Below are 23,813 nucleotides of genomic sequence, written 5' to 3'. Positions count from 1 at the left end.
TTCAGTGTATGGGGAATCCAGAAAAGAAGGTTCGACTGGATGAGTTTCTGGTCAAAACCGGTTTCTGCGAAAGCCGGGAAAAAGCACAGCGGCTGATCCTTGGTAACCAGGTCAGGGTTGAAGGATACCCATATCTCCTTAAACCTTCTACAAGAGTTATGCCTGATGCGGTTGTCTTTGTACTAAAGAAACCGCGTTTTGTAGGTCGAGGAGGGGAGAAATTAGAAAAAGCGCTGCAGGAATTCTCTCTTTCTCTTGAGGGTCTTTCTTTTGCCGATATTGGTGCTTCAACCGGTGGTTTCACCGATTGCCTTCTCCAACATGGGGCGAAGAAAGTGTACGCCGTTGATGTGGGATATGGGCAACTCCACGAAAGTTTGCGCCAGGATCCCAGAGTCGTGGTTTTGGAAAGAGTGAACGCTCGGTATCTCACCCTAGAACAGATTGGGGAATTTCTGGATGGGGTTACCATCGACGTCTCTTTTATTTCTCTCACTTTGCTCTTTGCTCCCTTAGTACGCCTTTTGAAGGAAGGAGGCATTCTTATCGCGTTAATTAAGCCTCAGTTTGAAGCTGGAAGAGAGAAAGTCAAAAAAGGGGTGGTGAAGGCACCCCAGGTTCACGAAGAAGTTCTCACGAACGTTCTTCAGGAAGCAGAACGCTCTATGCTCTCCCTTTGTGGCCTTACTTTTTCTCCTCTCCTTGGACCTCAGGGGAACATCGAATTTCTGGGATGCTGGCGTAAAACAGGTCTATCCTTAACGAAAGAGGAAAGAAGAAGTATAATAATGAAAGTGGTGGAAGAAGCACACATGTTTTTTAAAGACAGAGGAATAGTTCATGGGGTTGAATAATTTTATTCTGATTCTTGTTTCGGTATTGGTTGGAGTTGTATTTTTGACGCTGAAAATGATTTCTCTCTGGCGAGCAAGGCGCTTGCGGAGAATTTTTGCCCATGCTCACGAGGTAGAGAAAAACGCTTTTCAGTTACTTGAAAAAAAGGGGTACCGAGTACTAGGAGAACAGGTGGAAAAAGAAGCTTTTATGATTGTTGATGGTCAAAGGGTTCTCTATCGGGTTCGGGCTGACTACCTTCTCCGCAAAGGAAATAGGACCTATGTTGCTGAGGTGAAAACGGGAGATCAAGCCGTTAGCGTTCTTCAATCTCATACTCGAAGACAGCTTTTAGAGTATTATCTGGTGTATAAACCTCAAGCGGTGCTTCTGGTGGACGGAGAGGAGGGAACAATTGTAGAGGTTGTTTTCCCCGGCAGAAACAATGGTCTTAAGATATGGGAATGGGGAACAATTGTTTTTCTCTTGGGTTTTGTGGTGGGACAATGGATCAGTCTTCTCTAAGTTACGTTCACATCTTTACCAAGAAAAATAATTCCCGGGTTCAGGAGGAAGCCAAGAAATTGGCCGTATTGCTTCATTCCTTTCGGGTGGAATGTGCTTTCTTTACTGAACATGAAGAGAGGAATGAACAGCCTCAGATGGTTTTCGTTTTGGGTGGAGACGGGACCTTTCTCTCGGCAGTCCGTCATTACGCCCCACTGGGTATTCCCCTTCTGGGAATTGACATGGGGGGATTAGGTTTTCTTGCTGAAGTCAGTGTTGAGAATATGCTTGAAGCGGCGGAGAAATTGTTGCAAGGAAAATACGGCGTTGAAGAGCGCATGATGGTTCAGTGTGAAATTGTTCATCAAGATGGAACGGTAGAAACCGATTTCGCTTTGAACGATGTAGTCATATACCGGGGGCCATTTGCTCAGATGATTCGCCTTTCCACTTACGTTGACAATGAATTCCTGGCCTCTTTTCCTGCTGACGGCCTGATTGTGGCCACTCCCACTGGTTCAAGCGCGTATTCTCTTTCCGCGGGAGGGCCGGTGGTATTCCCGACGCTTGCAGTTTTCATTGTGACACCAATCTGCGCCCATACCCTGTACGCCCGTTCCATTGTGGTACCGCCAACTTCCTGTGTTAAGGTAGTTCTGGAGTCCTTGAAAGAAGGAACAATGGTTACTCTGGATGGACAACGGGGATATGCTCTCTCCAAAGGGGAACACCTCAAAGTATATCGAGCTTCTTTTGCGGCGCGTTTTATTAAACTCTTTGCAGAGCGGCACTTTTATACGCTTCTCCGGAATAAACTCTCCTGGGGTATTGACATTAGGAAAAGGATCGAGCCGGAATGTTAAAGACGCTCGTGGTCAAGAATTTTATAATTGTAGAACATCAGGAAATCGAATTTCATCCTGGACTTAACATTATTACCGGTGAAACTGGGACCGGTAAATCGCTCCTCGTTAACGCTTTACTTCTTCTTCTTGGAAGCCGTTTCAGGGAAGAGTGGATTCGTCAAGAAAGAGATGTAGCCTTGGTGGAGGGATGTTTCGAAATTGCCGGCCACGATGTCCTCAGAGAAAAAATGAGAAAACTCAATCTTGACCATGAAATACGCGATAGGGTGGTTATTTCCCGAGAGATTGCTCGGACTGGAAGGAGCAAGACTCGTCTCAATGGGAGGGTCGTCCCGGCTCAAGTTGCAAAAGTGGTCGCTTCTTTGCTTGTGGATGTGTACGCTCAGGGGGATCAAATTCGTTTTCTGGAACCGGAAAATAAATTTACCATTCTGGATACCTTCCTTTCTGAAGAAGGAAAAACATTGAAAAGAACCTATCAGGAGTTTTTTGAAAGGTTCAAATCGATCGAAGAACACCTCCAGGGATTATGGCAGGGAAAAGAAGAACGAATGAAAGAGTATGAAGAAATTTTACGGGAAATGGAAGAAGCGAAAATTGAGCCAAGGCGGGTTGAAGAAACAGAAGAAGAATTCCGGCGTCTGAGCAACTCCCAAGCTTATCTTGAAGCAATTGATTCTCTTCTTGCACTCCTTTTTGGCGGAGAAGAAGGAGGAGGATTCCTGAGCCGTCTAACGCGGGTTAAGGGGCTTTTGCGTACCCTTCCTGATGACTTCCCTTTCTTCTTACCTTCCTCTGTGTTTGAAACTCTGGAAAGGGTAGAAATTGATTTGCGGGAATTATCGCATCTTGCGCGCCGGGCTCAAGAGGCTTTCTCGTTTTCTCCCGAACGCGTTGAAGAGCTGGAACGGGACATCAGTGAGATTGAGCGGCTGAAACGTAAGTATCGCCTGCTTACTACGGGTGATTTATTATCTTTTCGGGAACGAATTATCCAAGATCTTGAGACCATCAAGCGGGAAATTGCTGAACGGGAGCGGTTAAAGAACGAAAGATGGATTATTTTAGAGGAAATGAGAAAGGTGGGGGAGAAGCTGAGTCGAGAACGAAGAGAGGCAGCTCAAGTGCTGCGGGAAAAAGTAGAAAAAGAGTTAAAAGAGCTGGTATTCCGTAAAGTTGAATTCGTCCCCTTTTTAGAAAAGCTTCAGGAACCAGGAAACTCTGGTCTTGACCGGATTTCCTTTCTGGTATCGCTCAATCCCGGGGAAATACCTGCGCCAGTGGAGGAAGTGGCCTCTGGTGGAGAGCTGTCCCGTATTATTCTTGCTCTCAAGTCGGTTACTTCTGGTTTGTCCAGTGTTCCAACCCTGATTTTTGACGAGATTGATCAAGGTATCGGAGGGAAAACAGCTCTCTGGGTAGGAGATAAGCTCCGGAAACTGGCCCGAAACCATCAGGTGATATGCGTCACCCATCTTCCACAAATTGCGGCTTTTGCTCATCATCATTTGAAGGTGGAAAAGTTTGATGACTCTGTAAAAACCTGGACTCAGGTGAGTTATCTACGAGGAAAAGAGGAAAGAGTAAAAGAAATAGCTCGGATGATGGGAGACGAAGGAAAAGAAATTTCTGCGTTGACCTATGCGGAGCTTCTAGTGGAAAGAGCGCACAATGAGAATTCTTAAATCCACTCAATTCTTCTCTGATACCCTGTCTGGGAACGATGTTTTTATTCTTGCCGGTCCGTCTGGAGTTGGAAAGACAGAGATTACGCTCAATCTTGCCGCTTTCCTTTCCAATTCTACAGTGGTGGATCTCGATTTTTGTAAAAGTGATTTCACGCTGCGAAGCGATCGGTTCTGTGCTCCAGTGCCTGTTCCTCAAAGGAACAATCCTTTCCGTTATGCCGATGTACCCACCATCGACCAGAAACTCCTTTCTTTGGTGGGCCGGGCAGCTATTCATGGTCAGGTCGTTATCGATTTGGGAGGCGACCGTCAGGGAATGAAGATATTTCAGGTTATAAAACCCATTTTACTCAAAAAAAGGTGGCACTTGAGTTTGGTGGTGAATTTTTCTCGCCCATTTTTTGAAGAAGAAAGGGATTATTGTGCCTTTGTAGCCAAAATCGAGGAAATGTTTGACCTTCGGTTTCACTCCATCATTGCCAATACTCATCTTATGGAACTGACCGATTGGGCTATGCTCTGGAAGAGCTGGCAAAAGACAAAGGAACTTTCGCATATGATTTCTTTGCCCCTTCTTCTTGCTACAGTTTGGGAAGGAATGGTATCTGCCGACCATCGATGGGAACGTTTTGAAGGTGCTGTGGCGGCTATTCGGAGATTTCTGCGTTTACCATGGGAGGAATGAGTATGAAAGAGGCAGTGAAAGGAATAGTCCTGATAGATGAAGAGTTTTGTAAGGGTTGTGGGCTATGCGTGCGAATTTGTCCCAAAAGGGTTCTGGCTATCGCCGAGCGTTTCAATTCCAGGGGGTATTACCCTGCCTGTGTGGTGAAGAAAGAAGAGTGTATCGGTTGTGGTTTCTGTGCCCAAGTTTGCCCAGACGTTGCCATTACGGTGTACAGGGGGTGAATGCATTGGAAAAAATTCTCATGAAGGGGAACGAAGCTCTGGCAGAAGCGGCTGTAAGGGCCGGTTGTCGGATGTACTTTGGGTATCCCATTACTCCTCAGACGGAAATCAGTGAATATCTGTCTCTTCGTCTTCCCCAGGTGGGGGGAGTTTTTTTGCAAGCTGAAACCGAGGTGGCTGCGATCAATATGGTTTATGGAGCCAGTGCTACTGGAATGCGGGTTATGACTTCTTCTTCTGGACCTGGAATCAGCCTCAAACAGGAAGGACTATCAGCTTTAGCCATCGCAGAGCTTCCCTGTGTGGTGGTGAACATGGTGCGAGGTGGTCCGGGTGTGGGCAATATCCAGCCGGCTCAGAGCGATTATTTTCAGGCAGTAAAAGGAGGAGGGCATGGAGATTACAAAGTTATTGTGCTTGCCCCTTCTTCGGTTCAAGAGCTGGTGGATTTCACCTATCGGGCATTTTATCTCGCTGACAAGTACTGTAATCCAGTGATCATCCTGGGAGACGGAATGTTAGCCCAGATGATGGAACCGGTAATTTTTGCCGAACCTGATTTTCCCCCGCTTCCTCCTAAAGACTGGATTATCCAGGGTAAAGGCCGAGGCGAAAGAAAATTCATCGTCTGCTTCGCGCTTGACCCCCAGAAACTCGAAGAACTGAACCTCAAATTGCAGAGGAAATACCGCCTGATGGAGGAACAGGAAACCGATTTTGAAGTACTTGGGGAGGACGATGCAGAATTGCTTCTGGTTGGCTTTGGAACCGTGGGGAGAATCCTGAAAACTGTAGTGAGAGAAGGGAAAAAAGAAGGCATAAAATGTGCGCTTTTCCGTCCGATAACGCTTTTTCCTTTTCCCTATGGTCAGTTGAAAGAGGAAGCAAGGAGAGTGGGGAGGGTTCTGGTGGTAGAGATGAACCTCGGGCAAATGGTGGAGGACGTGAGGCTTGCCGTAGAAGGAATAGTCCCGGTATTCTTTCATGGTCGAACGGGGGGAATGATTCCCAAAGTGGAAGAGATTCTGGAAAAGGCCCGCCAAATCCTTCGAAATGAGGTGTACCATGAGAGTCGTTTTTGAAAGGCCCAGAACCCTCATTAAAAAACCATTCACGTACTGTCCTGGGTGTCATCACGGGCTTGCTCAGAGGTTAATTGCTGAAGTCATTGATGAACTGGATATCGGAGCAGTAACTATTGGGGTGGGTCCCATTGGGTGCTCGGTGTACATCTACGAATTCCTCAATGTTGACTTTGTCGTGGGTGGTCATGGAAGAGCCCAGGCTGTGGCCACGGGAATTAAAAGAGCCCTTCCAGATCGAGTGGTCTTTTCCTATCAGGGGGACGGAGATATTGGAGCAATTGGCACTGCCGAAGCTATCCATGTTGCCAACAGGGGTGAGCTTATCACCTCGTTTTTTATCAACAATGCGGTTTTTGGGATGACTGGAGGACAGATGGCTCCAACCACACTCCTTGGTCAAAAAACGAAGACGTCACCTTTGGGGAGGGATGCTAAGGTCCACGGTTTTCCACTGAGACTCGCTGAAATGTTGAAGGTTGCTGAGGGGAGTGCCTATATTGCCCGAGTTGCCCTTACTCAGCCTCACTTGATAAAACAGGCTCGGGAATGTATTAAAAAAGCCTTTTTAGCCCAGATTGAAAAAAAAGGGTTTTCTCTGGTAGAAATCCTCTCTCCCTGTCCTACCAACTGGGGAATGACACCAGAGGATGCGGTCAAGTGGCTGGAAGAGAAAATGATCCCATACTTTCAACTGGGGGAGATTAAGGTGAAAGAAGGGGATTTCAATGGAGCATCATGAAATACTCATCGGTGGTTTTGGGGGGCAGGGAATTCTCTTTCTAGGCAGGGTTCTTGCCACTGCCGGTATGGTAGAAGGATATGAAGTGAGCTGGTTCCCTTCGTATGGTCCAGAAATGCGCGGTGGGACGGCAAACTGTACCGTCATCATCTCTAAAGAAAAAATTGGAGCTACCGTTACGGATCATCCACATGTACTTGTGGCGATGAATGCACCTTCTTTTTTCCGATTCGCTCCTTTGGTGCGGCAGGGTGGACTTATTGTGGTCAACTCCTCGCTCATTTCCGGATGCTCTACCCCCGAAGGAGTCGAAACCTTGAAAATCCCGGCAAACGAGTTAGCCGGCAAAAAAGTGAATGCTCCGGAGACGACCAACATCGTCATGCTGGGGGCTTTGCTTGCTCAAAAAACTGTGGTACGCTTTGAGAGCGTGGAAGAATCCCTGAAGCTGATCCTTAAAGGAAAAAAGGAAGTTTTCCTTCAGCTGAACCTGGAGGCGCTGCGGGTAGGGAAACATTTTGTTGAACAGGGAGGGAAAGTCTATGCTCGTTAGAGACCGTATGCAGAGGGAAGTGATTGTGATACCGAGCTCAACTACGATCCTTGAGGCTCAGAAAATTATGAAGGACCGAAAGATAAGGAGATTACCGGTGGTTAACGGAGGAAAACTCGTGGGCATTGTCACCTACAACGACCTTCTGGAAGCTTCTCCTTCTAAAGCAACCTCGCTGAGTCGATTTGAAATCACCTATCTCCTCAGTAGGATGACCGTGGCTGATATCATGACTCGAAAAGTTGTTTTCGTTGAACCTGATGTGCCCATTGAAGAAGCGGCCCTTATTATGAACAAAAATCACATCGGAGGGTTACCGGTTGTGGAAGAGGATAAATTGGTGGGTATTATTACTGAATCGGACATCTTTGAGATTTTTGTGGAAACGCTGGGAATGAGAGAGCGGGGATCCCGACTCACTCTGGAGCTTCCTCAAAAACCTGGCATCCTCTATGAGGTGACCCGGATTATCAAAAATCACAACGTTAACATTCTTAGTCTGGCCACTTTCTATGATGAACAAATGCCAGAATACCGCTATGTGGTGTTACGCATTAGTACTTTGGAACCGCAAGACCTGGTCAGAGAGCTGGAAGGACATCCGGAGATCAGGGTGAAACACGTATGGATTAGCCCCGAGGAGGCAGAGTGATGTTTTTCCCCTATGACGAACGGCGAAAGGAAGGTCTGACCTTACCCCAAGAAATTCAGGAGAAGGTACTTGTAGAAACTCATATTTTACGTATGGTGAAGAAGACCTACGCAGGAGGAATGGAGAGGGTATATCTTGAACATCCTGGGGCGGTAACCATTGTGGCCACAACTCTAGATAACAGGCTTATTTTGATCAAACAGTTTCGAGCTCCTGCCCGGGAATGGTTGTGGGAAATTCCGGCTGGAACCTTGGAACCTCGGGAAGACATTTTGAAATGTGCCCAGCGGGAGCTTGAGGAGGAAACGGGTTTTTCTTCTCAAGAATGGAGTTATCTTTTTCCAGTTTTCCTGGCCCCCGGTTATAGCAGTGAGATCATTCACTTCTTCCGAGCCCGAAATGCTGTCCCGGTGGAAAACGCCAAAGAGGGGGATGAAGACGAAGTCATATACTATCTCCGGGTGGACCGGAACGAAGCCATGGAAATGCTTCGCAGGGGTGATATCAAGGATGCGAAGACCATGATTGGTGTTCACATATTTGTGGAGGAATAGAATGCGAGTTTTCATCACTCTCCTTGATGGAGTAGGAATGGGTGAACTTCCCGATGCCTATCTTTATGGGGATGAGGGGAGTCATACCCTCCGGAACACGGCTCTTTTAACCGGAGGACTTAAGCTTCCTCATCTGGAAAAGCTTGGCCTGGGGTGGATTGATGAGATACCAGGGGTTAATGCCGCACTTCCCATAGAAGGCTCATACGGAAAGATGCGGGAACGTTCCCCTGGAAAAGATACCACCAGTGGGCACTGGGAAATTGCCGGTGTTGTACTCTCACAACCTTTTCCGGTTTACCCTTCCGGGTTTCCCGAGGAAATCGTGGACGCGTTGCAAGTGGTGATTGGTACGCCTATTCTGGGAAATAAGCCGGCTTCTGGAACGGCGATTATCGAAGAGCTGGGCGAAGAACATCTCCGCACTGGCTTTCCTATCGTGTATACTTCAGCAGATAGTGTCCTGCAAATTGCTGCTCACGAAGAAGTTATTCCTCCTGAGCAACTGTACGCCATGTGTGAAAAGGTACGACAAGTGATGAAGGGAGAACACGCTGTAGCCAGAATTATCGCCCGCCCTTTCGTTGGAAAACCGGGACATTTCGAGCGGACTCCCCGCCGTAGAGACTTTTCTTTACCACCTCCAGAGACAACCATTCTTGATGTCCTTCAGGAAAATGGGAAAAAGGTCATTGGTATAGGGAAGATTAAAGATGTTTTTGCGGGAAGAGGTCTCGGTGAGAACATTAAAACGGCCAACAACTTCGAAACCTTTCGAGTTCTGCGGGAGATTCATCGGAGTAGAGATGGGGATCTCATCTGGGCTAATTTTAACGATTTTGATACGATTTTCGGTCATCGCAATGACCCCAAAGGATTTGCAAAGGCTCTTGAAGAATGGGATAGGGAACTGGGAAATTTCATCCCTTCTCTTGGTCGTGAAGAGGTTCTTTTTATTACCAGTGATCATGGATGCGATCCAACCACGCCGAGCACTGACCATTCCCGGGAATACGCGTTGCTCCTTGCTTTTGGCTTGAAAATGCGAAGAGGAATTTCTCTTGGTGTACGGGAGAGTTTTGCGGATCTGGGGGCAACAATCATGGAAATAATAGGGGTAAGCTGGAGTGGAAAAGGAACAAGCTTTGCTCCGCTTCTTATATCCTCCTGACGCTTTAAAAAAAATCGTAGCGGTGGTTTCCCGGTTTCCTCGCATACCCTTTATGAGCATTATTGCTGGCTCAGGGTGGAAAGATGTAGTTGAGGGACAGGTTCTTGAGATATTTTCCTACCAGGATTTTGGCATTCCTTTTCACCATGATGTGGAAGGACACTCCGATCAAGTACGCCTTCTGGAAAAGGATAACATACCGATTCTCGTTTTTGGAGGTCGGCTTCATCTTTACCAGGGGTACCGTTACGAAGAAATAGTCTTGCCGGTTATTGTCTCCTTTCTATCCGGGGTTAAGGTACTTCTTATCACTAACGCTGCCGGAAGCCTCCATTGGAAGATCCCGCCTGGGAATCTTTGTCTCCTCACCGACCAGGTTGATTTTACTTTTGTGCCTGATCCACCGGTATTTCGAAATAAACCCTGTTTTTCAGCAGAGCTTTGCCATCTCGCTTGGAAAGCAGCGCAAAACAAAGGTTTTTCTCTTTTTCAGGGTACCTATGTGGGGGTGCTGGGTCCTTCGTTTGAGACTCCAGCAGAAATCCGAATGCTTGCTCGATTTGGGCAGGTGGTAGGGATGTCTACGGTCAAAGAAACCAAAATGGCGGCCAACCTTGGTCTTCCGGTTTGTGGTTTCTCGCTTGTAACCAACTGGGGTAGCGGTATGATTTCCTTACCTCTTTCTCATCAGGAAGTCCTGGAGCTTTCTCTGCGTTCGAAACATCTGATGCAGGAATTTACCAGTGCTCTAATTCAGGAGGTTTCCAGAGCGTGGAGATTGTAGTAAGTCATGAAGGAACTGACTTTGACGCCTTTGCTTCCATGTTTGCCATCACCAAACTTTTTCCAGGAACTCAAATTGTCCTTGGTGGGAGCGTGAACCGAAATGTGCGTCATTTCCTTTCTCTCTACGGGAAATTTTTTCAGTATCTCAAAGAAAGAGACGTTGACTGGAAGCAGATCAAGAAAGTATATGTGGTCGATACTCCATACTTTGAACGCCTGGGAAAGATCGGAGAACTATGGCAGAAGAGAGAAACTGAGTTTTTGGTTTTTGATCATCATCCTGAAGAAAAATTGAAGAATCTTCCCAATGCTGTTCTCAAAGAGTATGGGGCCTGTACCACGATTCTGGTAGAAATGATTCAAGAAGCATCTCTTCCCCTTTCTCCACTGGAGGCGACTCTTCTTCTTATCGGCGTTTACGAAGATACTGGATTTTTTACCTTTCCAACCACCACTGCCAATGACTTTCGGGCTTCTTCTTTTCTTCTTACTCAGGGAGCTATGGTGAGTTATGTTCCCAGGTTTACCAGAGTCCCATTGACGACCGAGCAACGGGAAGCGTTGCAAAAAATGATCCAGTCACTCTCGTTAAAAGAAATCGGAGGAATTCCGATTCATTTCTGCCAGGTAAAATTCTTGGAATACGTCGACGGTGTGTCGCTTTTGGTCCATAAACTCATGGATTTAGAGGAGATCGAGGTGCTCTTTGCTCTTTTCGAAATGGAGAATAAAGTTTATGTTATCGCTCGGAGCCGTCTTGAGGATGTGAATCTCACTGAAATCATTGGTAGAATGGGAGGAGGAGGACACCGTAGCGCAGCTTCGGTGGCTTTTAAAGGGAAAAGCTTGAAAGAAGTGAAAGAGGAAATCCTTAAGGTCCTCGAGCAATCTCTCTCCTTCATCAAAGCGAAAGATGTCATGTCTCAACCGGTCAAGGTCATTGCTCCCGAGCAATCCGTTGAAGAAGCATTCCTCACTATGATTCGCTTCGGTTTCGCAGGGTTGCCAGTGGTGGATGCCACCGGAAAACTCGTGGGAATGATCGCCCGGCGGGATGTAGAAAAAGCCATGTACCACGGTTTGAAGAATGCTCCGGTCAAGAGCTTTATGTCTACCCATCTTGTGAAGGTCAATCCAGAAGACTCTGTATTCCGGGTACGGAACCTCATGGTGGAAAGGGATATTGGTCGTATCCCTGTAGTTCAGGGCGACACCATTCTAGGAATCATTACCCGGAGCGATGTTTTGCGTGTTTTCCATGAACGAGAGAACGCAGTTCTACAAAAATTGACCCGCCACAATCTCGCCGAGAAGCTTTACCTTCACTTCGATAAAGATACTTTGGGGTTACTCAACGCAATTGGAACCTTGGCAAAGCGAATGGGTGTCAAGATTTATCTTGTAGGAGGGGTGGTGCGGGATATCATCCTTGGTTACCCCAACTATGATTTGGATCTCGTGGTGGAAGGTGATGCCATAGAGTTTACCCAAAATCTGCAGGGTTTGTTTCCTGGAAAGGTGGTGTCCTATCCACCCTTCGGCACGGCTATTTTTTTCCTGCGCGATGGTAAAAGAATCGACTTTGCTTCAGCCCGTCACGAATTTTACCTTTACCCCGGTGCACCTCCTCAGGTAGAATACAGTAACTTACGACGAGACCTCTTTCGCCGGGATTTTACCGTCAATGCCATGGCTATTAGCATTCACCCCGATAATTGGGGAGAGCTGTTTGATTTTTTTGGTGGCCTCAAAGATCTAGAGGCAGGAATTTTACGTGTTTTGCATCCATTAAGCTTCGTGGAAGACCCGGCCCGGTCAATCCGGGCAGTTCGATTTGAGCAAAAATATGCTTTTCGCATTGAACCATTTACCATGAGTCTCCTGAAGCAAACCATTCGGGAAGGACTTTTGGGAAAGATTAAACCCGATCGACTCAAAGAAGAAATTCAGCTGATTCTCCGCCTACCAGGTTTTTACCGCTATCTCTTCCGTCTGTATCAATTAGATATGTTTCCCACTATTTTCCCTGGGTGTTTTTGGAAAAGGGAGTACGAGGAGGTCTATGGACGTCTTCAGGAAATAGTTGATGATTTTGCTGGCTACGAAATTGACCTCTTTCTCCTGAAGCTTTCACCAATCTGGGGTGACATGGTACCGGAGTTGCTCCCAAAGTTGAGGGAGAAGATGAGCCTATCCAAAAAGCGGGTCCATAAAATTAGCAGTTACTTAGAGAAGAAGGGAATCTTTGAAAGAGGAATTCAGGATCTCTATCTTCCAAACTCTAGGATTTATCTCCTCTGTTCTGAGATACCTCCCGAATTCTTGTTCCTTTCTCTGGCTAAATTTTACGACGTGCCACTTGTGCGGGAGCGGATCATTCATTACTTGCAAGTATGGCAGACAGTAGAACCCCTTCTGAGCGGGAATGCCCTGCGAGAAATGAATATTGAAGAGGGACCAGTTTATGCTAAAATTCTTCAGGAGCTCAAACTGGCAAAAATAGATGGAAAAATAAAAAACCGAGAAGAGGAAGAGAACTTTGTCAGAAGTTTTTGGGAAAGGATGAAGGACGTTGAAAAAAGAAAAGATATTTAGTGGCATGAGACCAACGGGGAGAATGCACATTGGTCACTATTTTGGGGTTCTAAAGAATTGGGTAAAACTTCAAGGAGAGTACGATTGTGTTTTTGGTGTCGCAGACTGGCACGCCCTCACTACCAGCTTTGAAGATACTGAAAACCTGGAAAAGAGTGTCGTTGAAATGGTGGTAGATTGGCTGGGTGTGGGTATTGACCCGAAGCAATGTATACTTATGATCCAGTCTCTGGTTCCAGAACACGCTGAGCTACATCTTCTCTTTTCTATGATTACTCCGGTGGGATGGTTAGAAAGAAATCCGGTTCTCAAGCAGCAACTTCAGGATATGGGGCTCAAGGAAGCTGTAGGGTATGGCCACCTGGGATATCCAGTGCTCATGGCTTCGGACATCCTTATCTACAAAGCGAACAAAGTACCGGTAGGAGAAGACCAGGTACCGCATATTGAAATTACCAGGGAAATCGCTCGCCGGTTTAACTCCCTTTACAGGGAAGTCTTTCCGGAGCCCCAGGCTCTCCTCACCGAATCACCGCGTATTTTGGGAATTGATGGGAGAAAAATGAGCAAAAGTCTGGGAAATTACATCTCGCTTTCTGAGCCTTCTGAAGAAGTCCGCCGTAAAGTCATGTCTATGTTTACCGATCCCGAAAAAGTTTATAAAAACGACCCTGGTCATCCAGAACGGTGTAACGTCTTCTCCTTTCATAGAGCAACTGAAAACGAAAATCTGTTTACCATCGAAAGTGACTGCCGGAAGGGGAAGTTGGGCTGTGTGGACTGTAAAAGAGATATGGCTGAACGGATGGTTCGCTTTCTGGAAAAAATTTCTCCCTATCGGGATCGGTATGTGGGGAAAGAGAAACTCGTTGAAGAGATCCTGTTTGAAGGGAGCCGAAAAGCACGCCTTCTTGCCCGGGAAACCCTGGATGAGGCCAGAAAGGCTATGGGAATCAACTATGGTGGAGAAGGATTTCTGGGTAAGTGATGATTTTTTTAAGGAGCGCATTAAAGTACTCGAAGCACTTCTGGAAAAGGTAGAAGCACTGCTTGATGAGGTATTAGGAAAAGGCGAAGAGAACGAGGAAGAAGTTGAAGTTTCTACTCAGGAGGAACGTATTGACCTCTTTGAGCTTTTTATTCAGTTATTATCAACGCTAAAGGAAAAGGAGGACAATACGCTTAAGGTGCCATGGACGAGATGGAAAACAATTCAGAGTCGAAGCACGCTGAACTTTGAGAGGATAACTCTTTCAGACCTTCTGGCCCTTTATCATATCTATATTGATCAGGATGAAAGGACAAGAGAATTTCCGATCGATGATTCATTCGAAAAACTCCTCATCGAGCGTCGTGCAGTAGCACGAAGGATTGTTCAGGGTAATTCCAATGGACCCCTGCCTATGGAACTTTTTTTTCAGGATTGCCGTAACTCCAGAAGTACGATTGCCACATTCTTAGTGCTCCTTGATCTTGTTTTTCACAAGGAATTGCGCATGATAGAAAGCCAGGGGAAAATCTACTTCGAAAAGAATGGAGCAGGCGAAATTCTTGAAAAACCTTCTTGAGGCCTTGCTGTTCTCTTCACCTTACCCACTGACAGCGGAAGAAATAGCAAAATTGATCGAGGTAAGTCAAGAAGATATTGTACTCCAGCTTGAGACGTTACAGAAAGAGTACGAAGAACGGAAAGGAGGTCTTGCGATACGTCTCTGGCGGAAAAAATGGCAAATGGTTGCCAGACCAGAATATGGTGCAGTCATCAAGAAAAAGTCAAAAGGTACTTCTTCAAAAACCATTTCTCGAGCTACTCTGGAAACTCTGGCCATCATTTCGCTTTATCAACCTCTTACCAAGGCAGACGTGGATCTTCGAAGAGGAGTGGATTCTTCACAGGCTATAAAAACACTTCTTGAACATGGTCTTATTACCATCTGTGGGAGAAGCGAAATCCCTGGGAAACCATTCTTGTACCGGGTTACCGAGAAGTTTTTTGAAATCTTTGGTATCGAGGGAGAAAACGAGTTGCAGAGGATGCTTCAGATGTTGAAGGAAAATGGAGAGGCTCAATAAGTTTCTGGCTCGAAAAGGCATAGCGTCCCGCCGAAAATGTGATGAACTCATTAAAGAGGGAAAGGTCAAGGTGGCAGGAAAGGTGGTCACGAACCCAGCCACAAAGGTCAACGAAGACGCACAGATTGAGGTTGAGGGATACTCCCTTTCTCAGGAAGAAAAATCAATCTACATCATGTTCTATAAACCCCGAGGATACCTTACCACCGTCTGGGATCCTCATGGTCGGTCAACCGTCATGGATTTCTTTAAAGGGATCCCTAATCGGATTTTTCCAGTGGGAAGACTCGACTATGACAGTGAGGGATTGCTCTTTTTGACCAACGATGGTGAAGTGAACTATGTTCTTACTCATCCCCGTTTCCAGGTGGAGAAGCGATATCTGGTGTACGCTATAGGTAAGGTGAAAGAAGAAGCCCTACGCTTTATGGAGCGAGGCGTGGTCGTAAAGGGTGTGTCGTATCGAATCGTATCCGGGGTTATACGGGCTTGCCATCCGGAATATACCGTTGTGGAAATTATTCTCGCTGAGGGAAAAAAACACGAAATCAGGATTCTGTTTGATTACCTGGGACATCCCGTGTTAAGATTGATACGCATAAGCATGGGTCCTATTATGTTGGATAACACCCTTTTGCCTGGGAAGTGGCGGTATTTCTGGAAGGATGAGGTTGTACGGCTTAAAGAATACGTGAAGGAGAAAAAGGGTTATGCCTGAAAAGGGGTTTATTCAGGTCTATTATGGGGAAGGAAAAGGGAAAACCACGGCCTCTCTGGGACTAATTCTCCGGGCGGTGGGTCACAACTGGAAAGTACTCCTCATTCAGTTTTTTAAAAATGCTTTTACCGGTGAAATTGCTTCGTTACAGTGTCTTCCCGGTGTTACAGTATACCGCTTTGGGAGTAGGGAGTTTGTGTGGGAAGGCAAAGTCAGCGAAGCTACAAAAAGGGAATTTCTGTGTGGCTGGCATTTGGCGCAAGAGGCGTTGAAAAATCAAGAGTATGACCTGATTGTCTTAGATGAGCTTCCTTATGCCTTTTTCTATAACCTTTTATCCTGGGAAGAATTTCGAAAAACCATGGATGTGAGAAATCCTCAGGTTGAGGTGGTTATCACTGGAAGAAAAGTTCTTCAAGAGCTTATTGATTTTGCTGACCTTGTTTCAGAAATACGAGCCGTGAAACATCCGTATCAACACGGAGTACAAGCGCGAGAAGGAGTTGAGTACTGAATGATGGTTCGAGGAATCAGAGGAGCGATTACTGTAGACCATGATGAAAAAGACCAAATTAAAAGTGCAACTTTGAGTCTTTTTCGGGAAATTCTGATTCAGAACCAGCTTGCTCCCTCCGATATATCTTGTGTTTTCATTACTGCGACTCCGGACCTCTCCTCGGTCTTTCCTGCCGAGGCCATCCGGGAACAAGAAGATTTCCGTTATGTTCCAGTGCTTTGCGCTCAAGAGATTGACGTGAAAGGGGCTATACCTAAGTGTGTCAGAATGCTAGTTTTGGCTGTGACCCAGCGTTATCCCCATGAAATCAAACACGTATATCTGAGGGATGCGCAAAGTCTTCGCCAGGACCTTTGTAAGGAAAGGGGATCCGATGAGTAGAGCAATCATTCATCCATTTCGTGGTGTTTTGAGAGGAAACATCCAATGTCCTCGGGACAAATCTTTAAGCCACCGGGCGGTGATGATTGGTGCATTGAGCCAGGGTGAGACGGAAATTACTGGATTCTTGGTCTGTCAGGATTGTTTAGCCACTGTCGAGTGTGTAAGGGCCTTGGGAGTGGATATTCAGATGTTTCCTGAAGAAGAACGGGTCATAGTACAGAGTGAAGGACTTTCTGCGCTCCGGGAACCTGAGAACGTGTTGAATGCTGAGAATTCTGGAACGACCATTCGGCTTCTCTCCGGTATTGCCACTGGTATCGAAGGGTTGACGGTGTTAACCGGGGACCAAAGTCTCCGGAAACGGCCCATGCACAGGATTATTGAACCACTTCGTCAAACCGGGGTGGAAATCGGGGGAAGAGCGCAGGATAATTTTCCGCCCCTTTTCGTAAGGGGTTCTGCCCGGGTGAAGTCAATTCGGTACACACTTCGTGTTCCCAGTGCCCAGGTTAAGTCAGCACTCATTTTTGCGGCATTGAAAGGAGATACGCCTTCCCTCATTGAAGAACCAGTAAGTTCACGAGACCATACTGAGAACATGCTCCGCTATGTAGGGGCACATATTGAAAAGGAAAACGCCACGATCGTTGTAGAACCCTGTCGGGAACTTCAGGCTCGTTCCTTTGCTCTTCCTGGAGATGCTTCTTCAGCCGCTTTCCTGGTTGCACTGGCGACATTACTCCCTGGGTCGTGTGTGACCATTCACGATGTGGGAATCAATCCTCACAGAACGGGATTTTTCCGGTGTCTGGAGAGGATGGGAGGAAGATTCAAATTTTCCAACCAGAAAGAAGAATTTGGGGAGCCGAGAGCTGACCTTGAAGTGGAATCGTCTTCTTTGCGGGGTATCGAGATTGGGAAAGATCTTATTCCTTCCCTGATTGATGAAATTCCCATCCTTGCCATCCTTGCTACCCAAGCTGAGGGAAGAACTACCATTTCTGGAGCTGAAGAATTGCGCGTGAAAGAGAGTGACCGCCTGACATCAATAGTTCAGGGATTGCGGTCTCTGGGAGTAGAAGTGGAAGAAAGGGCGGATGGTTTCGTTCTTGATGGACCGGTTCCATTTCAGGGTGGTAGAGTAAAGAGTTTTGGCGACCATCGCATTGCCATGAGTTTTGTCATCGCCGGTTTTGTGGCACAAAGGAGTGTTGTGATCGAAGATGTTGATTGTATCAGAATCAGTTACCCGCGTTTCTTCCAGGACCTTGTCACTTTGGGATGCGATACGTTCACTCTTTTGAATTCGCAGGAAACGAGGGAGGTTGAGGGGTGAAGCAACACATTGCCATTGATGGTCCTGCGGGAGCGGGCAAAAGTACTGTTGCCAGGGGTGTGGCAAAAAGGTTAGGATACCTCTATCTCGATACTGGGGCACTCTATCGCGCATTAACGTTTTATTTCTTGCGCGAAAGCTTCGATCCTGGTGCCGTGAACCTCGAAAGCGTTCTTGCCCAGATAACTATTTCCTTAGAACCAAGTGATGATGGGACCAGGGTAATTCTTGATGGCGAGGATATCACGGCGTTCATCCGCTTGCCAGAGGTGGACAGAATGGTATCTCGAGTTGCCGAGTTAAAAGGCGTGCGGGACTTTCTCCGAAGCATTCAGCGCACACTCGCCCTTTCAAGGCCATCTGTTGTGGAAGGACGGGACATCGGAACAGTCATTCTTCCGGAAGCGGATCTCAAAGTGTTTCTGACTGCAAAACCCGAAGTACGAGCTTACCGGCGGTGGCTTGAGCTTCGCAGCCGGGGAAACATTGTTGACTATAAACGAGTTTTAAAAAATATCTTGGAGCGGGATGCGATTGATTCGAACCGCCAGTATGCTCCCTTGAAAAAAGCAGACGATGCTGTATTGATCGATACTTCCTTCTTGAAGATTGAGGAAGTCGTTCATAAAATTTATACTCTGGCAATGGGTAAAGAAAATGGATATCGTGGTGATTGAACCAGCAGGTTTCTGTCCAGGAGTCAAAAGAGCCTTTGAGCTTGCGCTGCAAACGCTCAAAGAGAAAGAAAAGTCGGTATATCTTTTGGGAGACCTCGTGCACAACCGCCATGCGGTTGCAAAATTGCAAGAAGAGGGAGTGCACCTTGCCGAGAAGATCGAAGAAATACCTCTTCACACTACAGTTATTACTCGTTCACATGGAATCGAACGGGATACCATTCAAAAACTCAAGGAGCGGGGAGCGACTATTGTCGATACCACTTGTCCGAGAGTGAAAAAAGTTCAGGATCTGGCTCAGGATCTTGAAGAGAGGGGATATATGTTGCTTATTCTGGGTAATTCGGAACATCCAGAGATTCGGTCTCTCCTGAGTTTTTTGAAAAATCGACCCTTAGTTTTTAAAACCGAAGAGGAATGGAACTGTTTTGACTTTTCTCCATTTCGAGAGGAAAGAATCGCGGTTCTGGCGCAAACTACTTTTCCTAGAACGCTCTTTGAAACGTTTCTGCGGTGGAAGAATGCGAAGTGGCCCCAAATTTTGATGGACGTATTTCACACTCTCTGTGCTGAAACCGAAACTCGCCAGAGTAACCTCGCCAGGAAAATTAAGGAAAACAAGCTCACCACAGTCATTGTGGTTGGAGGACGGAAAAGTTCGAACACTGCTTCCCTTTTTCTTTTAGCTCGTAGAGAAAATGTTCGCGCCATATGGGTGGAAGGACCTGAAGAATTGGCACAGGAAGTATTTCGCCCCTCCGAGCGAATAGGAATCGTAAGTGGCGCTTCCACACCTGACTGGATAGTACGGCAGGTGCTTGATTGGTTACGAAGTCAAGCGTATCCGGGTGGAAGGGCGTGAAGAACGTATATCCTCTGATTGTCATTATCGGCCGAACCAATGTGGGCAAATCAACACTTTTTAACCATCTTTCTCAGGAAAGGGTTGCCATTGTGGATCCTTCTCCAGGGGTGACCAGAGATTTCTTGGAAAATTTTATCACTATAGGAACAAAGACGGTACGCATCGTCGATACGGGGGGTCTAGAAGTTTTTGTTTCTCCTCGCGATACCATGCAAAAAAAAATAGAGGTGAAAGCCTGGTCACTCCTTAAAGAAGCACATCTTGTCCTTTTTGTGGTTGATGGTCGTGCACCGCTCACCCAGATTGAGTGGGAGCTCAGCTCGAGGCTGCGTAAAGAAAGTCGCTCAATAGTACTTGTAGTGAACAAGCGGGAAGGAATGACGCAAGAGTCTTTGCCGGAAGAATTCCTCCGTCTGGGGATTGAAAAGGTGGTTCAGATATCGGCTTACCATGGAGATGGAATTATGGTACTCAAAAAACTCATCGAGTACGAACTTCAGCGCTACGAAACTGAAAAAAAGAATCCGTTGCAGAATGCCATTCACATAGCAATTGTTGGAAAGCCAAACGTTGGCAAATCGACACTTTTCAATACTCTGCTCGGAATGGAAAGGGCTATTGTGGGCGATGTGCCTGGCACCACTCGGGATGCACTCCGGGCGATCATTGATACCGAGTACGGAAGGTACGCTTTTCTCGATACGGCCGGCTTGACCCACCGCAGCAAAACTGAAGAAGGAATTGAGTTTTATGCGTATCTTCGTACAAAAGAGAGTATTGAGAAATCTCAGGTATGCATTCTCGTGCTTGACCTCTTTCAGGGAATTACCCGGCAGGATCAGAGAATTGCTCAGGAGATTGCGGAAAAGAAAAAGTGCTGTCTTGTGCTTCTCAACAAGACCGATCTCCTTCCCAAAGATTTGCCCATAACTTCCAAAAAGCTCCTCCAAGCCGCTCGGCAAGAATTGAATTTTTTGGGATATGCTATCTTTCTGGCTGGGTCAGCAAAGGAGAAAGGGTTACGACACCAAATGCTTTCCATTATCGCTGGAACCCTTACCCGATACCATCAGGTTGTTCATCCGAATATGCTGAATCAGAGGGTACGGCAAAGAGTCAACATGCATTTTCAGAAGGTTTTTTCGGATACTGCGCCTTTTATCGATCGTATTGTTCAGGAGAGCATCGCTCCGCCTGTATTTGTGGTGTACTCTCATGATAAAAGTTGCGGGAATGTTCGGCGAAGAGAATACTATACCCGGGTTCTGGAAAAAGTGTTGCGGGAGGAGGTGGATTGGGAAGGTGTGCCAATCGGAGTCGAATTTGTCCGGCCCAAACCAAGAATTACTAAACATTTACCGTGATTATCTTCGAGAGGAAAGGCGATACTCGCCACACACGGTAGAAAATTACCTCCGAGTTCTAACCCAATTTGCTCAGTTCTTGGCAAAAAATGAGGAAAGTAAGAGCCTTCTCCAGGCTTCTGCCCAGGATATCGGTGGTTTCTTTGTATTTTTGAAGACCCAAAGGGGACTTAAAAGAATTTCTCAGGTGAATCGGTTATCAGCACTGCGGACTTTCTATCGGTTTTTAAGGAGACGAGGTTTGGTTGCTGTGAATCCATGCGATGGTGTCAGCACGGTGAAAGTTGAGAAAAAATTGCCTCTTTTTCTCACCATCTCTGAAGTGGAGAAAATCCTTCGGTATCTCGAGGAAAAGGCACAGCATAGTGCTGATTTTGCCTCTTTGCGAAACGCAGCACTTTTTGAGTTGCTCTACGCAAGTGGTCTCCGGGTGGGGGAGTTGATTCAGCTCACTCGCTATAATTTTGATTTTTCCAGCCGAATGGTAAGGGTAAAAGGGAAGGGTGGGAAAGAACGATTCGTTCCTTTTAATGAAAGTGCTCAAAAAAGTCTTCTCCGGTACCTTGAAGTGCGCTTTCAAGATTTCCCCGGTGGTCCTGAACAGATTTTTCTAAACCAGCGGGGTGGGCCTCTTACCTCCCGAGGGGTACGAAAGATTCTCAAAGATATCGTTTGTGCGTTACGGATAGAAAAAAAGGTTGCACCTCACACTTTCCGTCATAGTTTTGCTACCCATCTTTTGGCGGGACAGGCAGAATTACGGATCGTCCAAGAGGCACTCGGGCATTCCAGTCTTTCAACTACGCAGATTTACACCCATCTCGACTGGGAACGAATGAAAGCGGTATACGATAACACTCATCCTCATTCAAAGAAGGTGAAGCAAAATGATTAGGTCAACGACGGTGATCGGAGTGCTGCGAAATGGTCGAGGGGCTATGGCCTGCGATGGTCAGGTGACCTTCAATGATTCAGTGCTCAAAAAGGGTGCTCGTAAGATACGGCGTCTTTACCAGGATCAGGTTTTGGCTGGTTTTGCAGGAAGTGGTGCAGATTCGCTTACCCTTTTAGAACGATTTGAAGAGAAGCTTAATGCATACAGTGGTAATCTTTCTCGAGCAGCTATTGAACTGGCCAAAATGTGGAGAACGGATCGAATCTTGCGCCAACTGGATGCCCTGCTTCTCGTAATGGATCGGTCGCACCTTTTCATTATCTCCGGTAAAGGAGATGTCGTGGAACCTGATGAGCCGGTGGCGGCAATTGGTTCGGGGGGTAATTTTGCCTTGGCTGCAGCCAAGGCGCTTCTTCGCACAACGAGCCTCGAAGCAAAAGAAATCGCTTCCCTTTCTATTCAGATTGCCTCTGAGATCTGTATCTATACCAATGATACAATTAGCTTGGAAGTCATCGAAGGGGGTCAACCATGAACCTTGTTGAAGAGAACCTCACTCCGGAAGAAATCACCAAGGAACTCGACAAGTACATCGTAGGGCAAAAAGAGGCAAAAAAATGTGTGGCGATCGCTTTGCGAAACCGGGTCAGGCGTCGCATGCTTCCTCCCGAGATTGCAGAAGAGATAACTCCCAAAAACATCATCATGATTGGACCTACAGGGATAGGAAAAACAGAAATTGCCCGTCGTATTGCTCAGCTGACCGATGCTCCATTCATCAAGGTGGAAGCAACCAAGTTTACCGAAGTGGGCTACGTGGGCAAGGATGTAGAATCGATTATCCGTGACCTTGTAGAACTCTCTATAAGGATGGTCAAAAGCGAGAAAATCCAGGCTCAGGAAGAGAAATTGAAAGAGGTTGTGGAAGAAAGAATTTTGGATATCCTTCTCAGTAGGGGTAATGCAACTCAAGAATGGGAAGAACAAAACCGTGAGGAATCACCGCGGGTGGATGTGGTTTTTCCCCAGCCCTCTATCCGTACCCGGGAGAAATTGAGAGAAAGGCTCAAAAAAGGCGAGCTCGATGAGCGTTTCATTGAAATTGAAGTCGAGGAGAGTACGGTTCCCATAGAGATTGTTGCGGCAAGCAGCATGGACAACTTGGGCATCGATTTGAAGGATGTCTTTGGAAGCATTTTTCCTCCCCGAAAGAAGAGAAGAAAAGTCAAAGTTAAAAACGCCCGGGAAATCTTGCTGAATCAGGAAATTCAAAAGGCGATTGATCAGGAAGAGATAATCCAGGAAGCAATACGAAGGGCGGAAGAGAATGGTATCGTCTTTATCGATGAGATTGATAAAATTGTTTCTCCCCCAGGCGGTGGTTATGGTCCGGATGTTTCCCGGGGAGGGGTACAAAGGGATTTACTCCCCATCGTGGAAGGTTCTACAGTCCTCACCAAACACGGTCCAGTACGGACCAATCATATCCTTTTCATTGCTGCCGGTGCTTTCTCGCAATCGAAGCCATCCGACCTTTTACCAGAGCTTCAGGGGAGATTCCCTATTCGAGTGGAGCTCTCATCACTTTCCGAAGACGATCTTTATCGGATATTGATTGAACCTTACAATTCACTGATCAAACAGTATAAGGCCCTCCTTTCTACTGAGGGAGTGTCTATCGAATTTACTGAGGATGCTTTGAGGGAGATTGCCCGTATATCGTACCAGCTGAATCAGAAGATGGAAAACATCGGAGCACGACGACTTCATACCGTGGTGGAAAAACTTCTCCAGGATATTTCTTTTAATGCTCCCCGCATGAAAGGGGAACAAATTGTCATTGATAGGGAGTACGTGGTTCAACAGCTTGCTGAAATCCTTCGCGATGAAGACGTAACTCGTTACATCCTTTAGCATCTTTGAAAGAGATGTTGCAAAGTTTTTTTTCTTCGTGATATACTTAGCCAGGTCTCGGACCGAAAACACATGCAGGGTCTACGTTTGCCGGTGTTCTTTTGGGCTTGCACACCCTGCAGAGGAAAAAC

27 protein-coding genes are annotated in these 23,813 nt (G+C 46.6%); all 27 read left to right on the top strand.

Going from position 1 to position 23,813, the window contains the following annotated elements:
- Nucleotides 1-8 precede the first annotated feature (8 nt).
- The 27 genes from ABDK92_02945 to hslU are packed head-to-tail and all read left to right on the top strand — an operon-like array spanning nt 9 to nt 23,682.
- Nucleotides 9-854 carry a TlyA family RNA methyltransferase gene (locus ABDK92_02945; protein MEN3185580.1) on the top strand — a complete coding sequence of 282 codons (846 nt, stop codon included), beginning with the start codon at nt 9-11 and terminating at the stop codon, nt 852-854.
- Entirely contained in the window at nt 841-1,359 is a 519-nt protein-coding gene (locus ABDK92_02940; protein MEN3185579.1) for a hypothetical protein, read from the top strand. Before ABDK92_02945 ends, ABDK92_02940 begins: the two co-directional genes overlap by 14 nt.
- A complete protein-coding gene (locus ABDK92_02935; GenBank protein MEN3185578.1) occupies nt 1,341-2,204 on the top strand; it encodes an NAD(+)/NADH kinase in 864 nt (287 codons plus the stop codon). Before ABDK92_02940 ends, ABDK92_02935 begins: the two co-directional genes overlap by 19 nt.
- Complete coding sequence (recN, locus tag ABDK92_02930) at nt 2,198-3,892, top strand: DNA repair protein RecN (GenBank protein MEN3185577.1); 1,695 nt, start codon at nt 2,198-2,200, stop codon at nt 3,890-3,892. The genes ABDK92_02935 and recN overlap by 7 nt, the downstream gene beginning before the upstream one ends.
- Nucleotides 3,879-4,580, top strand: coding sequence for a hypothetical protein (locus ABDK92_02925; GenBank protein ID MEN3185576.1), 702 nt, complete (start codon nt 3,879-3,881; stop codon nt 4,578-4,580). Before recN ends, ABDK92_02925 begins: the two co-directional genes overlap by 14 nt.
- Before the next feature lie 2 nt (nt 4,581-4,582).
- Entirely contained in the window at nt 4,583-4,804 is a 222-nt protein-coding gene (locus ABDK92_02920) for a 4Fe-4S binding protein (GenBank protein MEN3185575.1), read from the top strand.
- A gap of 5 nt (nt 4,805-4,809) precedes the next feature.
- Entirely contained in the window at nt 4,810-5,886 is a 1,077-nt protein-coding gene (locus ABDK92_02915; GenBank protein ID MEN3185574.1) for a 3-methyl-2-oxobutanoate dehydrogenase subunit VorB, read from the top strand.
- Complete coding sequence (locus ABDK92_02910; protein MEN3185573.1) at nt 5,870-6,628, top strand: thiamine pyrophosphate-dependent enzyme; 759 nt, start codon at nt 5,870-5,872, stop codon at nt 6,626-6,628. Before ABDK92_02915 ends, ABDK92_02910 begins: the two co-directional genes overlap by 17 nt.
- Nucleotides 6,615-7,181, top strand: a complete 567-nt coding sequence (locus ABDK92_02905; protein ID MEN3185572.1) for a 2-oxoacid:acceptor oxidoreductase family protein — start codon at nt 6,615-6,617, stop codon at nt 7,179-7,181. The genes ABDK92_02910 and ABDK92_02905 overlap by 14 nt, the downstream gene beginning before the upstream one ends.
- Nucleotides 7,171-7,833, top strand: a complete 663-nt coding sequence (locus ABDK92_02900) for a CBS and ACT domain-containing protein (protein MEN3185571.1) — start codon at nt 7,171-7,173, stop codon at nt 7,831-7,833. The genes ABDK92_02905 and ABDK92_02900 overlap by 11 nt, the downstream gene beginning before the upstream one ends.
- On the top strand, nt 7,833-8,387 hold the full coding sequence (locus ABDK92_02895; GenBank protein MEN3185570.1) for an NUDIX hydrolase: 555 nt from the start codon (nt 7,833-7,835) through the stop codon (nt 8,385-8,387). The genes ABDK92_02900 and ABDK92_02895 overlap by 1 nt, the downstream gene beginning before the upstream one ends.
- 1 nt (nt 8,388) lies before the next feature.
- Nucleotides 8,389-9,558 (top strand): phosphopentomutase, encoded by a 1,170-nt coding sequence (locus ABDK92_02890; protein ID MEN3185569.1) that lies wholly within the window; start codon nt 8,389-8,391, stop codon nt 9,556-9,558.
- Nucleotides 9,515-10,342: a purine-nucleoside phosphorylase gene (locus ABDK92_02885; protein ID MEN3185568.1), complete on the top strand. Its 828-nt coding sequence runs from the start codon at nt 9,515-9,517 to the stop codon at nt 10,340-10,342. Before ABDK92_02890 ends, ABDK92_02885 begins: the two co-directional genes overlap by 44 nt.
- Entirely contained in the window at nt 10,330-12,939 is a 2,610-nt protein-coding gene (locus tag ABDK92_02880; GenBank protein MEN3185567.1) for a CBS domain-containing protein, read from the top strand. Before ABDK92_02885 ends, ABDK92_02880 begins: the two co-directional genes overlap by 13 nt.
- Nucleotides 12,940-12,961: 22 nt before the next feature.
- Nucleotides 12,962-13,927: a tryptophan--tRNA ligase gene (gene trpS, locus ABDK92_02875; protein MEN3185566.1), complete on the top strand. Its 966-nt coding sequence runs from the start codon at nt 12,962-12,964 to the stop codon at nt 13,925-13,927.
- Complete coding sequence (locus ABDK92_02870) at nt 13,899-14,507, top strand: hypothetical protein (protein ID MEN3185565.1); 609 nt, start codon at nt 13,899-13,901, stop codon at nt 14,505-14,507. Before trpS ends, ABDK92_02870 begins: the two co-directional genes overlap by 29 nt.
- A complete protein-coding gene (scpB, locus tag ABDK92_02865; protein MEN3185564.1) occupies nt 14,491-15,012 on the top strand; it encodes an SMC-Scp complex subunit ScpB in 522 nt (173 codons plus the stop codon). The genes ABDK92_02870 and scpB overlap by 17 nt, the downstream gene beginning before the upstream one ends.
- The gene (locus ABDK92_02860) at nt 14,996-15,730 is read left to right on the top strand and encodes a pseudouridine synthase (protein ID MEN3185563.1); all 735 of its coding nucleotides are present in this window, start codon (nt 14,996-14,998) and stop codon (nt 15,728-15,730) included. The genes scpB and ABDK92_02860 overlap by 17 nt, the downstream gene beginning before the upstream one ends.
- Nucleotides 15,723-16,244, top strand: a complete 522-nt coding sequence (locus ABDK92_02855) for a cob(I)yrinic acid a,c-diamide adenosyltransferase (GenBank protein MEN3185562.1) — start codon at nt 15,723-15,725, stop codon at nt 16,242-16,244. The genes ABDK92_02860 and ABDK92_02855 overlap by 8 nt, the downstream gene beginning before the upstream one ends.
- On the top strand, nt 16,245-16,628 hold the full coding sequence (gene aroH, locus ABDK92_02850; protein ID MEN3185561.1) for a chorismate mutase: 384 nt from the start codon (nt 16,245-16,247) through the stop codon (nt 16,626-16,628).
- Nucleotides 16,621-17,967, top strand: coding sequence for a 3-phosphoshikimate 1-carboxyvinyltransferase (gene aroA, locus ABDK92_02845; GenBank protein MEN3185560.1), 1,347 nt, complete (start codon nt 16,621-16,623; stop codon nt 17,965-17,967). Before aroH ends, aroA begins: the two co-directional genes overlap by 8 nt.
- Complete coding sequence (cmk, locus tag ABDK92_02840; GenBank protein ID MEN3185559.1) at nt 17,964-18,644, top strand: (d)CMP kinase; 681 nt, start codon at nt 17,964-17,966, stop codon at nt 18,642-18,644. The genes aroA and cmk overlap by 4 nt, the downstream gene beginning before the upstream one ends.
- A complete protein-coding gene (gene ispH / locus ABDK92_02835; GenBank protein MEN3185558.1) occupies nt 18,625-19,506 on the top strand; it encodes a 4-hydroxy-3-methylbut-2-enyl diphosphate reductase in 882 nt (293 codons plus the stop codon). The genes cmk and ispH overlap by 20 nt, the downstream gene beginning before the upstream one ends.
- Nucleotides 19,503-20,873, top strand: coding sequence for a ribosome biogenesis GTPase Der (der, locus tag ABDK92_02830; protein MEN3185557.1), 1,371 nt, complete (start codon nt 19,503-19,505; stop codon nt 20,871-20,873). The genes ispH and der overlap by 4 nt, the downstream gene beginning before the upstream one ends.
- Complete coding sequence (gene xerA / locus ABDK92_02825; GenBank protein MEN3185556.1) at nt 20,812-21,768, top strand: site-specific tyrosine recombinase/integron integrase; 957 nt, start codon at nt 20,812-20,814, stop codon at nt 21,766-21,768. The genes der and xerA overlap by 62 nt, the downstream gene beginning before the upstream one ends.
- Nucleotides 21,761-22,303 (top strand): ATP-dependent protease subunit HslV, encoded by a 543-nt coding sequence (hslV, locus tag ABDK92_02820; protein MEN3185555.1) that lies wholly within the window; start codon nt 21,761-21,763, stop codon nt 22,301-22,303. The genes xerA and hslV overlap by 8 nt, the downstream gene beginning before the upstream one ends.
- Nucleotides 22,300-23,682 carry an ATP-dependent protease ATPase subunit HslU gene (gene hslU / locus ABDK92_02815; protein ID MEN3185554.1) on the top strand — a complete coding sequence of 461 codons (1,383 nt, stop codon included), beginning with the start codon at nt 22,300-22,302 and terminating at the stop codon, nt 23,680-23,682. The genes hslV and hslU overlap by 4 nt, the downstream gene beginning before the upstream one ends.
- The last annotated feature ends 131 nt before the right edge of the window (nt 23,683-23,813 follow it).

The organism is Atribacterota bacterium (assembly GCA_039638595.1).
GTDB lineage: Bacteria > Atribacterota > Atribacteria > Atribacterales > Caldatribacteriaceae > Profundicultor > Profundicultor thermophilus.
Note: the sequence above shows the minus strand (reverse complement) of the source record. Positions and strands in the feature narration are given on the sequence as shown.

What these genes read in the sequence shown, in the direction of transcription:
- ABDK92_02945 (MEN3185580.1), top strand. Translation starts at nt 9, where the DNA reads ATGGGGAATCCAGAAAAGAAGGTTCGACTGGATGAGTTTCTGGTCAAA.
- ABDK92_02940 (MEN3185579.1), top strand. Translation starts at nt 841, where the DNA reads ATGGGGTTGAATAATTTTATTCTGATTCTTGTTTCGGTATTGGTTGGA.
- ABDK92_02935 (MEN3185578.1), top strand. Translation starts at nt 1,341, where the DNA reads ATGGATCAGTCTTCTCTAAGTTACGTTCACATCTTTACCAAGAAAAAT.
- recN (MEN3185577.1), top strand. Translation starts at nt 2,198, where the DNA reads ATGTTAAAGACGCTCGTGGTCAAGAATTTTATAATTGTAGAACATCAG.
- ABDK92_02925 (MEN3185576.1), top strand. Translation starts at nt 3,879, where the DNA reads ATGAGAATTCTTAAATCCACTCAATTCTTCTCTGATACCCTGTCTGGG.
- ABDK92_02920 (MEN3185575.1), top strand. Translation starts at nt 4,583, where the DNA reads ATGAAAGAGGCAGTGAAAGGAATAGTCCTGATAGATGAAGAGTTTTGT.
- ABDK92_02910 (MEN3185573.1), top strand. Translation starts at nt 5,870, where the DNA reads ATGAGAGTCGTTTTTGAAAGGCCCAGAACCCTCATTAAAAAACCATTC.
- ABDK92_02905 (MEN3185572.1), top strand. Translation starts at nt 6,615, where the DNA reads ATGGAGCATCATGAAATACTCATCGGTGGTTTTGGGGGGCAGGGAATT.
- ABDK92_02900 (MEN3185571.1), top strand. Translation starts at nt 7,171, where the DNA reads ATGCTCGTTAGAGACCGTATGCAGAGGGAAGTGATTGTGATACCGAGC.
- ABDK92_02895 (MEN3185570.1), top strand. Translation starts at nt 7,833, where the DNA reads ATGTTTTTCCCCTATGACGAACGGCGAAAGGAAGGTCTGACCTTACCC.
- ABDK92_02890 (MEN3185569.1), top strand. Translation starts at nt 8,389, where the DNA reads ATGCGAGTTTTCATCACTCTCCTTGATGGAGTAGGAATGGGTGAACTT.
- trpS (MEN3185566.1), top strand. Translation starts at nt 12,962, where the DNA reads ATGCACATTGGTCACTATTTTGGGGTTCTAAAGAATTGGGTAAAACTT.
- ABDK92_02870 (MEN3185565.1), top strand. Translation starts at nt 13,899, where the DNA reads ATGGTGGAGAAGGATTTCTGGGTAAGTGATGATTTTTTTAAGGAGCGC.
- ABDK92_02860 (MEN3185563.1), top strand. Translation starts at nt 14,996, where the DNA reads ATGGAGAGGCTCAATAAGTTTCTGGCTCGAAAAGGCATAGCGTCCCGC.
- ABDK92_02855 (MEN3185562.1), top strand. Translation starts at nt 15,723, where the DNA reads ATGCCTGAAAAGGGGTTTATTCAGGTCTATTATGGGGAAGGAAAAGGG.
- aroH (MEN3185561.1), top strand. Translation starts at nt 16,245, where the DNA reads ATGATGGTTCGAGGAATCAGAGGAGCGATTACTGTAGACCATGATGAA.
- aroA (MEN3185560.1), top strand. Translation starts at nt 16,621, where the DNA reads ATGAGTAGAGCAATCATTCATCCATTTCGTGGTGTTTTGAGAGGAAAC.
- ispH (MEN3185558.1), top strand. Translation starts at nt 18,625, where the DNA reads ATGGATATCGTGGTGATTGAACCAGCAGGTTTCTGTCCAGGAGTCAAA.
- hslV (MEN3185555.1), top strand. Translation starts at nt 21,761, where the DNA reads ATGATTAGGTCAACGACGGTGATCGGAGTGCTGCGAAATGGTCGAGGG.
- hslU (MEN3185554.1), top strand. Translation starts at nt 22,300, where the DNA reads ATGAACCTTGTTGAAGAGAACCTCACTCCGGAAGAAATCACCAAGGAA.